The sequence below is a fragment of the Aquamicrobium sp. YD-1-mutant5 genome, from assembly GCF_059509755.1.
This window is the reverse complement of record NZ_JCAKKP010000010.1, coordinates 106,661-122,447: the sequence shown is the minus strand read 5'-3', so window position 1 is coordinate 122,447 and position 15,787 is coordinate 106,661. Positions and strand designations below refer to the sequence as shown.

The 15,787-nt window shown below is 63.5% G+C and carries 14 protein-coding genes; 10 read left to right on the top strand and 4 right to left on the bottom strand.

What is annotated here, in order from left to right; translation table 11 throughout:
* The 6 genes from AC5XE7_RS14520 to AC5XE7_RS14495 form a co-directional block, all read left to right on the top strand.
* A partial coding sequence (locus AC5XE7_RS14520) for a hydantoinase/carbamoylase family amidase (RefSeq protein ID WP_495366499.1) occupies window positions 1–828 on the top strand: 828 nt, incomplete at its 5' end.
* 66 nt (window positions 829–894) lie between these two features.
* On the top strand, window positions 895–2,346 hold the full coding sequence (hydA, locus tag AC5XE7_RS14515) for a dihydropyrimidinase (RefSeq protein ID WP_495366500.1): 1,452 nt from the start codon (window positions 895–897) through the stop codon (window positions 2,344–2,346).
* A 45-nt stretch (window positions 2,347–2,391) separates the two neighbouring features.
* On the top strand, window positions 2,392–3,228 hold the full coding sequence (locus AC5XE7_RS14510) for an ABC transporter ATP-binding protein (RefSeq protein WP_239799158.1): 837 nt from the start codon (window positions 2,392–2,394) through the stop codon (window positions 3,226–3,228).
* A gap of 8 nt (window positions 3,229–3,236) precedes the next feature.
* Entirely contained in the window at window positions 3,237–4,115 is an 879-nt protein-coding gene (locus tag AC5XE7_RS14505; protein ID WP_495366501.1) for an ABC transporter permease, read from the top strand.
* Window positions 4,112–5,227, top strand: coding sequence for an ABC transporter permease (locus AC5XE7_RS14500; protein ID WP_495366502.1), 1,116 nt, complete (start codon window positions 4,112–4,114; stop codon window positions 5,225–5,227). Before AC5XE7_RS14505 ends, AC5XE7_RS14500 begins: the two co-directional genes overlap by 4 nt.
* A gap of 24 nt (window positions 5,228–5,251) precedes the next feature.
* A complete protein-coding gene (locus AC5XE7_RS14495; RefSeq protein ID WP_495366503.1) occupies window positions 5,252–6,217 on the top strand; it encodes an ABC transporter substrate-binding protein in 966 nt (321 codons plus the stop codon).
* Window positions 6,218–6,275: 58 nt separating this feature from the next.
* On the opposite strand, the gene AC5XE7_RS14490 is transcribed toward AC5XE7_RS14495, so the two are convergent.
* Window positions 6,276–6,734 (bottom strand): Lrp/AsnC family transcriptional regulator, encoded by a 459-nt coding sequence (locus AC5XE7_RS14490; protein WP_183831187.1) that lies wholly within the window; start codon window positions 6,732–6,734, stop codon window positions 6,276–6,278.
* A 136-nt stretch (window positions 6,735–6,870) separates the two neighbouring features.
* Between AC5XE7_RS14490 and AC5XE7_RS14485 the strand changes: the two genes are divergently transcribed.
* On the top strand, window positions 6,871–8,154 hold the full coding sequence (locus tag AC5XE7_RS14485) for a cystathionine gamma-synthase family protein (protein ID WP_495366504.1): 1,284 nt from the start codon (window positions 6,871–6,873) through the stop codon (window positions 8,152–8,154).
* A gap of 363 nt (window positions 8,155–8,517) precedes the next feature.
* Here AC5XE7_RS14485 and AC5XE7_RS14480 read toward each other — a convergent pair whose 3' ends face one another.
* The 3 genes from AC5XE7_RS14480 to AC5XE7_RS14470 are packed head-to-tail and all read right to left on the bottom strand — an operon-like array spanning window position 8,518 to window position 12,386.
* Window positions 8,518–10,167, bottom strand: coding sequence for a thiamine pyrophosphate-binding protein (locus AC5XE7_RS14480; RefSeq protein WP_495366505.1), 1,650 nt, complete (start codon window positions 10,165–10,167; stop codon window positions 8,518–8,520).
* The gene (locus tag AC5XE7_RS14475) at window positions 10,164–11,339 is read right to left on the bottom strand and encodes a CaiB/BaiF CoA transferase family protein (RefSeq protein ID WP_495366506.1); all 1,176 of its coding nucleotides are present in this window, start codon (window positions 11,337–11,339) and stop codon (window positions 10,164–10,166) included. The genes AC5XE7_RS14480 and AC5XE7_RS14475 overlap by 4 nt, the downstream gene beginning before the upstream one ends.
* Window positions 11,340–11,399: 60 nt before the next feature.
* Window positions 11,400–12,386, bottom strand: coding sequence for an alpha/beta hydrolase (locus AC5XE7_RS14470; RefSeq protein ID WP_495366507.1), 987 nt, complete (start codon window positions 12,384–12,386; stop codon window positions 11,400–11,402).
* A 345-nt stretch (window positions 12,387–12,731) separates the two neighbouring features.
* Between AC5XE7_RS14470 and AC5XE7_RS14465 the strand changes: the two genes are divergently transcribed.
* The 3 genes from AC5XE7_RS14465 to tam all read left to right on the top strand — a co-directional run bounded on the left by AC5XE7_RS14465 (window position 12,732) and on the right by tam (window position 15,786).
* Window positions 12,732–13,190: a DsrE family protein gene (locus AC5XE7_RS14465; protein WP_495366508.1), complete on the top strand. Its 459-nt coding sequence runs from the start codon at window positions 12,732–12,734 to the stop codon at window positions 13,188–13,190.
* A 109-nt stretch (window positions 13,191–13,299) separates the two neighbouring features.
* Window positions 13,300–14,949: an energy-dependent translational throttle protein EttA gene (gene ettA, locus AC5XE7_RS14460; protein ID WP_495366509.1), complete on the top strand. Its 1,650-nt coding sequence runs from the start codon at window positions 13,300–13,302 to the stop codon at window positions 14,947–14,949.
* 66 nt (window positions 14,950–15,015) lie between these two features.
* Window positions 15,016–15,786, top strand: coding sequence for a trans-aconitate 2-methyltransferase (gene tam, locus AC5XE7_RS14455; RefSeq protein WP_495366510.1), 771 nt, complete (start codon window positions 15,016–15,018; stop codon window positions 15,784–15,786).
* Window position 15,787: the final 1 nt, after the last annotated feature.

Genomic DNA, 15,787 nt, shown 5'->3' with positions numbered 1-15,787 from the left:
CTGGCGTCGGGCGTGTTCGCGGGCGAGCTTGAGCTCGACTATGCCTATGGCCGCACCGACATGGAGGGCAAGCGCTTCGGCGACGAGCTGCAGCGCATCGGCTGGGTGGGCGAGGAAGAGGTGGGCGCGCGCAAAATGCACGCCTATTTCGAATACCACATCGAGCAGGGGCCGATCCTCGAGGCGGAAAGCCGGCAGATCGGCGTCGTCACCCATGGCCAGGGGCTGTGGTGGCTGGAATTCACGCTGACCGGCAAGGAGGCCCATACCGGCTCGACGCCGATGGCGATGCGGGTCAATGCCGGCCTTGCCATGGGCCGCATTCTGGAGCTGGTGCAGACTGTTGCCATGGAAAACCAGCCCGGCGCCGTTGGCGGGGTGGGACAGGTTATGTTCGCGCCCAATTCGCGCAACGTGCTGCCGGGCAAGGTGGTGTTCACGGTCGACATCCGCTCGCCCGACCGGGCCAAGCTCGACGCCATGCGGGCGAAGGTCGAGGCGGGCGCGAAAAAGATCGCGGACGAGCTTGGCGTCGGCTGCGCGGTGGAGGCGGTGGGCCATTTCGATCCGGTGACCTTCGCGCCCGAGCTGGTGGCGCGGGTGCGCGCCGCCGCCGACAGGCTGGGCTATTCGCACATGGACATCATCTCGGGCGCCGGCCACGATGCATGCTGGGTGGCGAAGGTGGCGCCGGCGACGATGATCATGTGCCCCTGCGTCGACGGACTGTCGCACAACGAGGCCGAGGACATCTTCAGGGAATGGGCCGCAGCAGGCGCCGACGTCCTCCTCCATGCCGTCATCGAAACGGCGGAGATCGTCGAATGAACTGAATCACATGAACCGAATGCTTAAAGCCGCTCGCGAAGAAGCGGCAGCAACAAGGGGAACACAATGTCGAAAGTCATCAGGAACGGCACCGTCGTAACCGCCGACCGCACGTGGAAGGCCGACGTGCTCATGCAGCACGGCAGGATCGTGGCCATCGGCACCGATCTGCACGGCGACCACGAATTCGACGCCACCGGCTGCTATGTCATGCCGGGCGGCATCGATCCGCACACCCATCTCGAAATGCCCTTCATGGGCACCTATTCCGCCGACGATTTCGAAAGCGGCACCCGCGCTGCCGTTGCCGGCGGCACGACCATGGTGGTCGATTTTTGCCTGCCGGTCCCGCAGCAATCGCTGCTCGAAGCCCTGCAGATGTGGGACAACAAGACCTCGAAGGCGGCCTGCGACTATTCCTTCCACATGGCCATCACCTGGTGGGACAGGCAGGTGTTCGACGAGATGGCGCAGGTGGTGGACAAGGGCATCCCCTCGTTCAAGCACTTCATGGCCTACAAGGGCGCGCTGATGGTGGACGACGACGAGATGTATGCCTCGTTCCAGCGTTGCGCCGAACTTGGCGCTCTGCCGCTCGTCCATGCCGAGAATGGCGACGTGGTTGCTGCCCTGTCGCAGAAACTGCTTGCCGAGGGCAACAACGGGCCTGAGGGCCATGCCTATTCGCGCCCGCCGGAAGTGGAAGGCGAGGCCACCAACCGCGCCATCATGATCGCCGACATGGCGGGGGTGCCGCTTTATGTCGTGCATGTATCCTGCGAGCAGAGCCACGAGGCGATCCGCCGGGCGCGCAGCAAGGGCATGCGCGTCTATGGCGAGCCGCTGATCCAGCACCTGACGCTGGATGAGAACGAATATTTCAACCGGGACTGGGACCATGCGGCGCGCCGGGTGATGAGCCCGCCCTTCCGCAACCGGCTGCATCAGGATTCGCTGTGGGCCGGTCTGCAATCGGGCTCGCTTCAGGCGGTGGCGACCGACCATTGCGCCTTCACCACCGAGCAGAAGCGCTATGGCGTCGGCGATTTCACCAGGATCCCCAACGGCACAGGCGGTCTGGAAGACCGGATGCCGGTGCTGTGGACGAGGGGCGTCAACACCGGGCGGCTGACCATGAACGAGTTCGTGGCGGTGACCTCCACCAACATCGCGAAGATCCTCAACATGTATCCGCAGAAGGGCGCGATCGTGGAAGGCGCCGACGCCGACATCGTGGTGTGGGACCCGAAGCGGACGAAGACCATTGCGGCCGGCAGCCAGCAATCGGTGATCGACTACAACGTCTTCGAGGGCATGGAGGTGACCGGCATGCCGCGCTTTGTCTTCTCACGCGGAGAGCTGGTGGTTCAGGAAACCGAGATGAAGACGAGGCCGGGCCACGGCGCGTTCGTGGCGCGCAAGCCCAATCCGGCGCCCAACCGGGCGCTGTCGACATGGAAGGAGATCACGGCACCGCGCAGGATCGAGCGCAGCGGCATCCCGGCGACGGGAGTGTGAGGCGGATGAGGACCAGAAATAATGACCGGGGAAGGGCCTGATTTCATGAATGCAATTGCCACCCACAAGCCTTCCTCCCCACTTCCGGCCGGTGAAAACGGTCTCGCCACCGTGGTGGCCGCAAGCAAGCTTGGTCTCACTTTCAACACCAATGACGGCCCGGTGCAGGCGCTCAGCAATGTCGACCTGACCATCGGCAAGGGCGAGTTCGTGTCGTTCATCGGCCCCTCCGGTTGCGGCAAGACCACGCTGCTGAGGGTCATCGCCGATCTGGAAAAGCCCACCTCCGGCACCATTCTGGTCAACGGCATGACGCCGGAACAGGCGCGCGAGCGCCGTGCCTATGGCTATGTGTTTCAGGCGGCCGCCCTGCTGCCGTGGCGCACCATCGCCGACAATGTGGCGCTGCCGCTGGAAATCATGGGTATTTCCAAAGCCGAGCGGGAGGAGCGCATCAGGCGCACGCTCGAACTGGTCAATCTGGCCGGGTTCGAGAAGAAATATCCGTGGCAGCTTTCGGGCGGCATGCAGCAGCGTGCCTCGATCGCCCGCGCGCTCGCCTTCGATGCCGACCTGCTTTTGATGGACGAGCCTTTCGGTGCGCTGGACGAGATCGTGCGCGATCATCTCAATCAGCAATTGCTGGAGCTGTGGGCGCGCACCAACAAGACGATCTGTTTCGTCACCCATTCGATCCCCGAGGCGGTGTATCTTTCCACCCGCATCGTGGTGATGTCGCCGCGCCCCGGACGTGTCACCGACGTGATCGAGACCAACCTGCCGCGCGAGCGGCCGCTGGACATCCGCGAGACGCCGGAGTTCCTCGCCATCGCGGCGCGCGTGCGCGACGGTCTCAAGGCCGGCCACTCCTATGAGGATTGAGGGCTGACATGGACAGTTTCCGATCCAAAATCGTTCCCGTTACTACGCTGCTGGCAATGCTGGTGGTGGTCTGGTACGCCTTCGCCGTGCAACTGAACGGACCGTTCCAGCGCGATCTCGACCGCCGCGCCGGCGAACAGCCCGGCACGCTGGAGTTTCTGATGCGGACGTGGTCGCAGCCCAAGCCGACGCTGCCGGCTCCGCATCAGGTGGCGCAGAACTTCTACAAGTCCACCTTCACGGTGAAGCCGTGGAGCAACCGCAGCCTGATCTACCATTCGTGGGTGACGCTGTCCTCGACCTTCGTGGGCTTCGCCTTCGGGGCCGTGCTGGGCATCCTGATCGCCGTCGGCATCGTGCATTTTGCATCGCTCGACCGCAGCCTGATGCCGTGGATCATCACATCGCAAACCATTCCCATCCTCGCCATCGCGCCGATGGTGGTGGTGGTGTTCGCCTCCATCGGCATCACCGGGCTGTTTCCGAAGGCGCTGATCTCGACCTATCTGTCGTTCTTCCCCGTCGCCGTCGGCATGGTAAAGGGGCTGCGCTCACCCGAAGTCATGCATCTCGACCTGATGCGCACCTATAACGCCACCCGCCCGCAGGTGTTCTGGAAGCTCAGGGTACCGGCATCGCTGCCGTTCCTGTTCGCCTCAATGAAGGTGGCGGTGGCGGCAAGCCTCGTCGGCGCCATCGTGGCCGAGCTTCCGACCGGGGCGGTGGCCGGCATCGGCGCGCGGCTGCTCAACGGTTCCTATTACAGCCAGACCATCGACATCTGGGCGGCACTGGTCGCCGGCTCGATCGTCGCGGTGATACTGGTGGCGCTGGTCGGGCTGGCCGGGCGCCTGACCGATCGCGCCATGGGTGGGAGGCCGGCATGAAGGTTTCACTTCCATGGCAGGTCCCGGCCGCGCTTCTGGCGGTTATCGTCGGCGCAGTCCTGCAGGCAGCAACCGCTGCCGGTGGGGGGCCGGACAATATCTGGCCGGCGCTCGGACTGATCGCGCTGGCGGCTGCCGGCACATGGGCGATTGCCACCAATCCCATCGCTCAGGCGGGGGTTCTCTTCATCGGCGCACACGGGGCGGCATGGTTGCTGCTCAGCGGCATCGCCGGGCATGAGGGGCAGGCGGGCGCTTCGTTCTATCTGGCGCTTGGCGCAGCCTGGCTTCTCGCATGGTGCTGCGTGACGATCCTGTCCGCGCAAAAGCCGGCTTCCCATCATGCCCGAAAGGCGCTTGGCATCATCATCCCGATCATCTTCGGCGCGTGGGTGCTGATCGTGTGGGAAGCCGTGGTGCGCGGCGCGGGCATCCCCTTCCTTCTGCTGCCGCCGCCCAGCGCCATCGCGGCCCGGATCGCGACTTCGACCGGGGTGCTGATGGCGGATGTGCGCCAGACCGTCTTCAAGGCGGTTCTGGCCGGCTACGTCATCGGCTGCGCCAGCGGCTTCATTGCTGCCATCGCGGCCGACCGCTTCACCTTCCTGCGGCGCGGGCTGCTGCCCATCGGCAACATGGCGGCGGCGCTGCCGATCATCGGCGTCGCCCCCATCATGGTCATGTGGTTCGGCTTCGACTGGCAGTCCAAGGCGGCGGTCGTGGTGATCATGACCTTCTTCCCCATGCTGGTGAACACCGTGGTCGGCCTGTCCGCCTCCGGCCACATGGAGCGCGACCTGATGCGCACCTATGCCTCCGGCTACTGGCAGACGCTGTTCAAGCTGCGCCTGCCGGCGGCAATGCCGTTCATCTTCAACGCGCTGAAGATCAATTCGACGCTGGCGCTGATCGGCGCGATCGTGGCCGAATTCTTCGGCACGCCGGTGGTCGGCATGGGCTTCCGCATCTCCACCGAAGTCGGGCGCATGAACATCGACATGGTGTGGGCGGAGATTGCCGTGGCGGCCGTGGCCGGCACGCTGTTCTATGGCGTGGTGGCGCTGGTGGAGCGCGCCGTCACGTTTTGGCACCCGTCTGTCCGTGGTGGGTAGATGGCTTTTCAGAGGGTGAGAACAATGAAAAAAATGCTCGTATCGTTGCTTGCCGGGGCGATGTCCCTTGCCGCCGCACAGGCCATGGCTGCGGACAAGGTGGTTCTGCAGCTCAAATGGGTGGCTCAGGGCCAGTTCGCAGGCTATTTCGTGGCCAAGGAAAAGGGCTTTTATGAAGAGGAAGGGCTCGACGTCGAGATCAAGAATGGTGGCCCCGATATCGCGCCCGAGCAGGTGATCGCCGGCGGCGGCGCCGATGTGATCGTGACCTGGATGGCGGCGGGTCTGGCCGCGCGCGACAAGGGCGTCAATCTCGTCAACATTGCCCAGCCCTATGCCAAGTCGGGCCTTGAACTGATCTGCCCGAAGGACGGTCCCGTGCAGACCGAGGCCGACTTCAAGGGCCATACGCTGGGTGTGTGGTTCTTCGGCAACGAATATCCGTTCTATGCGTGGATGAACAAGCTGGGGCTGCCGACCGAAGGCGGGGCGGACGGCGTGACCGTGCTGAAGCAGAGCTTTGACGTGCAGCCGCTGATCCAGAAGCAGGCCGACTGCATCTCGGTGATGACCTATAACGAATACTGGCAGGCCATCGATGCCGGCTTCAAGCCCGAGGATCTTGTGGTCTTCAACTACACCGACCTCGGCAACGACCTTCTGGAGGACGGGCTCTATGTCATCGAGGACAATCTGAAGGATCCGGCCTTCGAGGACAAGATGGTGCGCTTCGTGCGTGCTTCCATGAAGGGCTGGAAATATGCCGTCGACAATCCGGAAGAAGCGGCTGAAGCCGTCATGGAAGCCGGTGGCGAGGACGAAAACCACCAGAAGCGCATGGTGGGTGAGGTCGGCAAGCTGATCGGCGACGGCAAGCTCGACCCGGTGGTCTATGAGCGTACCGCAAAGGCGCTTCTCGACCAGAAGATCATCACCAAGGAGCCGGAGGGCGCCTACACCACGGCGATCACCGACAAGGCGCTGCAATAGACGCAGGCATTGGACGCGAGGAAGAGAAGGGGCGGGAAACCGCCCCTTTCACATTCGCTCAGATGCGCCGTTCCTTGATCGTGCTCATGATGAAGGAGGTCTCGATCGAGGCCACGCATTTCAGGCGCGCGATCTTTTCCTTGATGAAGCGCTCATATTCGCCGAGGCCGGAGGCGGCGACCTTGAGCAGATAGTCCCGCTGGCCGGTGACGAGATGGCATTCCAGAACCTCATCCCACTCCTGAACGGCCTGCTCGAACATGACGATGTAGTCCTCGTTCTGCTGGACGAGCCGGATGGTGGCGAGCGCCGTCATCGTCCAGCCGAAGGCGGCGGGGTCGACCAGCGCTGTGTAGCCGCGGATGACGCCGCTTTCCTCCAGCCGCCGCACGCGCCGCAGGCAGGGCGAGGGCGACAGGCCTATCCTTTCGGCCAGATCGATATTGGGCAGGCGCGCATCCGCCTGCAACTGGCTGAGAATTTTCCGGTCGAACTCATCGGCAATTTTTTGCGTCATTTTTGGCTGTCCGTGGGCATGAATTGCGGTGTTTCAGTCACAATCAGCTTAAAATAGCAAGGACTGCACGTCATTCTTTGGCTAGATTGCGCAAAGGATTGAAAAATGGGCCGCAAGGCCGCTTCCGGGAGCCGTCATGACCGCGCCAAAACCCTCCAGAACCCATATCGGCAATCACAAGCTGCATCCCGAGACGATGATGCTGAGCTACGGGTTCGACCCGTTGCTTTCGGAAGGCGCGGTCAAGCCGCCGGTTTTCCTGACCTCGACCTTCGTGTTCCATTCGGCCGAGGAGGGGCGCGATTTCTTCGACTACACCTCCGGCCGCAAGGAGCCGCCGCAGGGCACCAGCGCAGGGCTGGTCTATTCGCGCTTCAACCATCCCAACAGCGAGATCGTCGAGGACCGGCTGGCGGTTTATGAAAACACCGACAACTGCGTGCTGTTCTCGTCCGGCATGTCCGCCATCTCGACGGCGATCCTCGCCTACGCGAAGCCGGGTGACGTCATCCTGCACTCGCAGCCGCTCTATGGTGGTACCGAAACACTGCTGGCGCGCACGCTGGCCGGGCTTGGCATCCAGGCCGTCGGCTTCTCCAATGGCGTGGATGGCGAGGCGGTTCGCAAGGCGGCGAAAGACGCCGCCGCAAAGGGGCGGGTGTCGATCATTCTGGTGGAAACGCCGTCCAATCCCATCAACAGCGTCATCGATCTCGCGCTGATGCGGCAGGTGGCGGATGAGCTTGGCAGTTCGCAGGGCCACCGCCCGGTGGTGATGTGCGACAACACCATGCTCGGGCCGGTCTTCCAGCGCCCGGTGGAACTCGGCGCGGACGTGTCGCTCTATTCGCTGACCAAATATGTCGGCGGCCATTCCGATCTCATCGCCGGGGCCGCGATGGGGCCGAAGGACATCATCAAGCCGATCAAGGCGCTGCGCGGCGCCATCGGCACCCAGCTCGACGCGCATTCCTGCTGGATGCTCGGCCGCTCGCTGGAAACGCTGGCGCTGCGCATGGAGAAGGCCGATGCCAATGCGAAGGTTGTGGCGCAATTCCTGCGCGACCATGACAAGGTGGAAAAGGTCCATTACCTGCCATTCCTCGACGCTGGCAGCCCGGAAGCCAAGGTATTTCAGGCCCAGTGCACGGGGGCGGGCTCGACCTTCTCCTTCGACATTCGCGGCGGCGAGAAGGCAGCTTTTGCGTTCCTCAACGCGTTGCTGCTGTTCAAGCTGGCGGTCAGTCTCGGCGGCACGGAATCGCTGGCCAGCCATCCGGCGGCGATGACCCATTCGGGTGTGCCGCTGGAGGTGCGCCAGCGCATCGGCGTGCTCGAAACCACCATCCGCCTGTCGATCGGTGTCGAGCATCCCGACGATCTGGTTGCCGATCTGGAGCAGGCGCTGGCCGCGGCCTGATTGCCGCAAGGGTTCGCCAGTTTGGGAGAGCCTTTGCGGCTTCAGCGTTTCTCGCAAAGGCATCAACCGCCGCGCCGGTGAGAGCGGGCGCGGTAGTTGGTTTTCCCCGGTGATGCAGAAGCGGAAGAACTGATTTCGATTCACGCTCCCGCGAAGAGAGCGACATAAGCACGGCGTCGAAATCTGGCCGGTCTGCGTATTTCGCCCCACGCTCCAGCGATTGGAGCGACTTCGACGGCCAGCGCTGGAGTTGCTGCCAGATGTAGTTTCGATACGCGCTCCTGTGAAGGAGAGACGCGGCCGGCAATCTCGCGATAAACCGGCCACCTGCTTTCATTTGCCTTCCCGCAGGCGGAAAGCCGGCTACCGCTTCTCGCGGATGTCGCTCAGCGTGCGCGCCGGCGTGATCGCTTCGGGATCGAGCCTGACCTCGATGATCGCCGGCTTGCCGCTTGACCGTGCCCGCTCGAAGGCGGGGGCGAAGGCGTCGGTGGTTTCCACCGTTTCGCCATAGCCGCCGAAGGCGCGCGCATAGGCGGCGAAGTCCGGGTTCTTCAGGCTGGTGCCGGAAACGCGGCCCGGATATTCGCGCTCCTGATGCATGCGGATGGTGCCGTAGATGCCGTTGTTGAGGATGACGACGATCACGGGCAGATCATACTGCACGGCGGTCGCAAACTCCTGACCGTGCATCAGGAAATCCCCGTCGCCGGCCCAGACGATCACTTCGCGATCCGGAAACACGCTTTTCGCGCCGACGCCTGCCGGCACGCCGTAGCCCATGGAACCGGAGGTCGGGGCCGCCTGCGTGTTGAAGCGCCGGAAGCGGTGGAAACGGTGCATCCAGGTGGCGAAATTGCCGGCGCCGTTGCAAATGATTGCATCCTGCGGCAGCACGCCCTCCAGATAATCCATGATCGGACCCATCTGCACCGCGCCGGGGCCTGTCTTCGGCGGGGTGGACCATGCCAGATAATCGGCATGGCGCTGCTTCGTCTCGCTCGCCCAGACCGGTGCGGTCTTCGGCTTGCGGGAGGCGAAGGCCTCGACGAAAGCGGAAGGCGAGGCGTTGATGGCAAGGGTCGGCCGGTAGACGCGGCCGAGCTCATTGGCATCGACATGGACATGGACCAGCTTCTGGTCCGGATAGGGGCTCTTCATCAGCGTGTAGTCGGACGAGGGCATCTCGCCGAAGCGGCCGCCGACGAGCAGGATGAGGTCAGCTTCCCTGATCGCTGTCGCCAGCTTCGGATTAAGGCCGATGCCGACATCGCCGGCGTAGTTTTCATGGCAATGGTCGAACAGCATCTGGCGGCGGAAGGAGCATCCGACCGGCAGGGCCCAGTCCTCCGCGATCCGCCGCATATGGGCAACCGCGTCTTCGCTCCAGCGGGTACCGCCGAGGATGACGAAGGGGCGCTTCGCCTCGCCGAGCAGCTTTTCGAGCTGGCTCAGCTCCGCATCGCCCGGCCGGGTCTCGACCGGCGTGAAGGGAAGGGCCTGCGGGGCCTCGACCTCGGAGACCAGCATGTCTTCCGGCAGCGACACGATGACGGGGCCGGGGCGGCCGGAAGTGGCGACGGCGAAGGCGCGCGTCACCAGTTCAGGGATGCGGGCAGCGTCGTCGATCTCGACCACCCATTTGGCGATGTCGCCGAAGAAGGCGTGGTAATCGACCTCCTGAAACGCCTCGCGATATTTGGCGTGGCCGGCGATCTGGCCGATGAAGAGGATCATCGGCACGGAATCCTGCATGGCGATGTGGACGCCGGCAGAGGCATTGGTGGCGCCGGGGCCGCGGGTGACGAAGCAGACGCCGGGCCGGCCGGTGAGGCGGCCCTGACAGTCGGCCATCATGGCGGCCCCGCCCTCCTGCCGGCACACGATGGTGCGGATGTCGGAATCATGCAGGGCATCGAGCACGGCCAGATAGGATTCGCCCGGCACGCAGAAGATGCGGTCGGTGCCGTTGGCTTCCAGCGCCTCGACGATCAGTTGTCCTCCGGTTTTCATCGCGACTTACGCTCCTCCAGCTCTGCGAGTATTTCCTCAGTGTGTTCACCCAGACGCGGCGACGGGCGCTCATAGGCGAGCGGCGTGGCCGACATGACCATCGGCGCGCGCACCGATGGCAGGGCGTTGCCGTGGCCGTCGTCCAGATCAAGCCGCATGCCGCGCGCCACCACCTGCGGGTCGGCGAATGTCTGGGAAATGTCGTTGATCGGGCTGGCCGGCACGCCAGCCTGTTCCAGTGCGGCAAGGATTTCGGCACGGCCGAAACGGGCAAGTGCGGGCACCGTGTGTCCGCGCAGCGCATGGCGGTTGGCGACGCGTGCCGAATTGGTGGCGAATGCCGGGTCTTCGGCCAGTTCGGGGCGGCCGATGACGGCGCAGAACTTGGCGAACTGGCTGTCATTGCCGACCGCCAGGATAAAATGCCCGTCGCTGACCGGCAGCACCTCATAGGGCGCGATGTTGGGATGGGCGTTGCCCATGCGGTTGGGCGCGGTGCCGGACACCAGATAGTTCAGGTTCTGGTTGGCGAGAACCGACACCTGCGTGTCGAGCAGGGCCATGTCGATGTGCTGGCCTTCTCCTGTCTTCTCGGCATGGCGCAGCGCCGCCTGCATGGCGATGACCGAATAGAGGCCGGTGAAAATGTCGGTGACGGCGACGCCCACCTTCTGCGGTTCGCGGTCCGGTTCGCCGGTGATCGACATCAGGCCGGACATGCCCTGCACGATGAAATCGTAGCCGGCGCGAGGCGCATAGGGGCCATCCTGCCCGAAACCGGTGATCGAGCAGTAGATGAGCTTCGGATTGACCGCCTTCAGGCTTTCGTAGTCGAGGCCGTATTTCTTCAGGCCGCCAAGCTTGAAGTTCTCGATGAGAATGTCGGCATCGGCCACCAGCCGGCGCACGGTCTCAGCACCTTCCGGCGTGGAGAAATCGAGAGCGATGGAGCGCTTGCCGCGGTTGCAGGAATGGTAATAGGCGGCTGACAGGTTCTCGCCGTCCTTGCCCTCGACGAAGGGCGGTCCCCATTTGCGGGTATCGTCGCCCTGCGGGCTCTCCACCTTGATGACGTCGGCGCCAAGATCGGCCAGCATCTGTCCTGCCCATGGGCCGGCCAGAATGCGGGCCAGTTCGATGACGCGGATGCCTTGGAGTGGTGGAGGGGCCATGGTCTGCTCACTGCTTTGAAATGAAGGTTGAAGAGGTGGTAGCAAGGCTTTCCGATGCTGTCACGCCGCGTGAGATGGGCCAGATCCGGTGGGGCAGACCCTTTCCAGCCACGCCATGAAGCCGGCCATGATCTGGTCCCGGTTGATCTCGTTGAGGCTCTCATGGCGGGTCTGCGGCCAGATGGTCGTGGTCACGTCGGAAAAGCCCATGGTCTTCATGCGCGAGGCAAGCTGGCGCATGCTTTTGCCGCCGTCCGTTGCAGGATCGCTTTCGCCGCCGACCAGATAAAAGGGCAGGGTGCGGCGGATGCCGGCGAATTGCGCATTGTCGGCTCCGTTGCCGGCAAGGCGAAACAGGTCGATCCACAGCGAGACCGACGCATTCCAGCCGCAGAGCGGGTCGGCGATATAGGCATCGACCACGGCCGGATCGCGCGACAGCCAGTCGAAGAGCGTGCGATGGCCGGGAACCGCCTTGCCCCATGCTTCAAAGGTCAGCTTCGGCAGAAGCCGCGAAGGCACGTCGGAGCCGAGGCGGAAGCGCTCGATGGCGAGGATTGCCCGTGCGGCGAGTGCGGGAAGGCCGGACTGGAAATTCGAATTCCAGACGGAGGCGGCATGAATGCGGCCGGAGTGACGCATCACATAGTTGAGCGCGATCATGCCGCCCATCGAATGGCCGAAAACCACGACCGGCAGGCCGGGATGTTTTTGGGCGATGAGGTCGTGGACGGCATCGACATCGGCGATCAGCTTGTCAACGCCATCCTTGCCGGCAAACCGGCCTTTGGTCGTATCGGGGGCCGCAAAGCGGCCGGGGGGTGCATCGGGCGCGCGGGTGAAGCCGTGGCCGCGATGGTCGTGCGCATAGACGTGGAAGCCGTGGGCGGACAGGAATTTTGCGAAAGCCGCGTAGCGGGCGGCATGTTCGGCAAGGCCGTGATTGATCTGGATGACGCCGCGTGGCACTGCCGAGGCAGGCTCGACATACAGGTTCAGCGTTGCCCCGCTGCTGGTCGAAAGCGTTTGTCGGTCGCTGAAGCTCATCTTTGTTCCCGCCCACCGGAAAACTGCACGATTGGCGCGGGTCCGATGTCCTTACGGGCAAGGGAGCGCCAGCCGCATGGCTGCACAGAAAGCTTTTACGTGCAACAGCTTCAGACGGGTCATGATGAATTCAGATGGAATGATGCGCGCGGCGACTGAACGGATCAGGCCGCACCTGTGGGGGCACCCTTCGCGTGTCTGGCAAGACGCTCCGGGGGCTGCAGCATCAGTTTCCGTGTACAGCTGTCACCTTGTTTTATGAACGGGTCCGGGCAAAATGACGGTTACGGGTATTATATGCAATAAACATGATATATCGATATGTCTTTCAGGGAGGATATATCGATGAAGTTGAGACTTGGGATCGCAATCGTCATGATGGCAATGGCTGTTTTTTCGACATCAGGCCCCGCCGGCGCGGGCGAACGCTACGGCCAGCAGAAGGTTGTCTATCACATCAATGGCGATGGTGGTCCCGAGGGCAAGCTCTACAAGGCGGCGCTGACCAATGTGCAGAACCACGTCAACGCGGTGGGGCGCGAGAATATAGAGGTGAAGATCGTTCTTCACGGCGACGGGCTGAAGCTGTTGATGCAGGCGCAGGACGATGTCACGCTGCAGTCGGCGGTGACCAGCCTGAAGACGCAGAACGTCTCCTTTCTGGTGTGCAACAACACGCTGACGGGCCGTCACATCGATTTCGAATCGGAGCTGTTCGAGGTCTTCGACGACGACATCGTTCCCTCCGGCGTTGCCGAACTCAGTCATCTGCAACAGCAGGGCTACACCTATATAAAGCCCTGACAGGTGCCATCAGGCCGGCCCGGCAGGGGGAGCAGGGGCATTGCCCCCAGCCGGTCTTTCGCCTACATAGCGGCCAACCTCCGATCACGAATTGTTCAAGGAAGAGCGCGTGGCACGCCAGTTCATCTATCACATGGCCGGCCTGAACAAGGCCTACGGCACCAAGAAGGTGCTGGAGAATATCCATCTTTCATTCTACCCGGACGCCAAGATCGGCATTCTGGGACCCAACGGCGCCGGTAAGTCGACGATCCTGAAGATCATGGCCGGGCTCGACAAGGAATATACCGGCGAAGCCTGGCTGGCCGAGGGTGCCACGGTCGGCTACCTTGCGCAGGAGCCGGATCTCGACCCGGAAAAGACCGTGTTCGAAAACGTCATGGACGGCGTTGCCAAGAAGACGGCCATCATCGAGCGCTACAACGAACTGATGATGAACTATTCCGACGAGACGGCGGACGAGTCGGCCAGGCTTCAGGACGAGATGGATCGCCTGAACCTGTGGGATCTCGAACAGCAGGTCGAGATGGCCATGGATGCGCTGGCCTGCCCGCCCAAGGATGCGGACGTGACCAAGCTTTCCGGTGGCGAGCGCCGCCGCGTGGCGCTGTGCCGCCTGCTGCTGGAAGAGCCCGATCTTCTGCTGCTCGACGAACCGACCAACCACCTTGACGCCGAGACCACCTCGTGGCTGGAAAAGCACCTGCGCGCCTACAAGGGCTCGGTGCTGCTCATCACCCACGATCGCTACTTCCTCGACAACGTCACCGGCTGGATTCTGGAGCTCGACCGCGGCCGCGGTATTCCGTACGAGGGCAACTACACCAAATATCTGGAAGCCAAGGCCAAGCGTCTCAAGCAGGAAGGCCGCGAGGACGACGCCCGCCAGCGCGCCATCAGCCGCGAGCGCGAGTGGATCCAGTCCAGCCCCAAGGCCCGCCAGACCAAGTCCAAGGCCCGTATCAAGGCGTTCGAGGATCTGCTCACCGCAGCGGATTCGCGTCGCCCGACCGATACCCAGATCGTCATCCCGCATGGCGAGCGGCTGGGCAATGTGGTCATCGAGGTCGAAGGTCTGTCCAAGGGCTTCGGCGACGAACTGCTGATCGAGAACCTGTCGTTCAAGCTGCCTCCGGGTGGCATCGTCGGCGTCATCGGTCCGAACGGCGCGGGCAAGACCACGCTGTTCCGCATGATCACCGGGCAGGAAAAGCCGGATGCCGGTTCGATCCGCGTCGGCGAGACGGTCAGGCTCGGCTATGTCGACCAGAGCCGCGATGCGCTCGATCCCAACAAGACCGTGTGGGAAGAGGTGTCGGGGGGTGCCGAAGTCGTCAAGCTCGGTAAGTTCGAAGCCAACACCCGCGCCTACTGCTCGTCCTTCAACTTCCGTGGGCAGGACCAGCAGCAGAAGGTGGGCAATCTTTCGGGCGGTCAGCGCAACCGCGTGCATCTGGCCAAGATGCTGCGCAACGGCGGCAACGTTCTGCTGCTCGACGAACCGACCAACGACCTCGACACGGAAACGCTGGCGGCGCTTGAAGATGCGCTGGAGAACTATGCCGGCTGCGCCGTCATCATCTCCCACGACCGCATGTTCCTCGACCGTCTGGCCACGCATATCCTGGCCTTCGAGGGCGACAGCCATGTCGAATGGTTCGAGGGCAACTTCGAGGATTACGAGCAGGACAAGATCCGCCGGCTGGGTCCGGATGCGGTCAATCCGCACCGCATGACCTACAAGCGCCTGACCCGCTGATATTTCAAACGACGCCCCGCCAAAAACGGGGCGTTTTGTTTTGTCGAGTAAGCCATTGGGGGAGCCATGAAAGACTGGTCGGCCACACAATATCTGAAGTTCGAGGACGAGCGCACGCGCCCCTCGCGTGACCTGCTGGCGCAGGTGCCGGCCGTGTCGCCCCGTCGCGTCGTCGACATCGGGTGCGGACCGGGAAATTCGACCGAGCTGCTGGCCGGGCGCTGGCCGGATGCGGAGGTTTCCGGCATCGATACGTCACCGGACATGCTGGAAAAAGCCCGCAAGCGCCTTCCGGACCTTCGTTTTGAATTGGCGGATGCCGAAAGCTGGTCGCCTGCGGAGAAGGCGGACGTGCTGTTCGCCAACGCCGTGTTCCAGTGGCTGCCCAATCACCCGCAGGTGCTGGTGCGGCTGATGGAGCAGCTTGCGCCGGGGGGCACGCTGGCCGTGCAGATGCCCGACAATCTGGGCGAGCCCTCGCATCGGCTGATGCGAGAAACGGCTGCCGAAATGCCGTTCGCGGCGAAGATCGCCGATGCGGCGCGCGATCCGCTGCCGCCCGTGCAGCATTATTACGACCTGCTGACGCCGCTGAGCGCGAGCCTCGACATCTGGCACACATTCTACAACCACCCGCTGGCCGGGCCGGATGCCATCGTCGAGTGGCTGAAATCGACCGGGCTGAAGCCCTTCGTCGATCCTCTGGAAGAGGATGAGCGGCAGGTGTTCCTTGCGCGCTATCCGGAAAAGATCGCGGCTGCCTATCCGGCCGCTGCCGATGGCAAGGTGCTGCTGCGCTTTCCGCGCCTGTTCATCGTGGCCGTGCGCAAGGACTGAA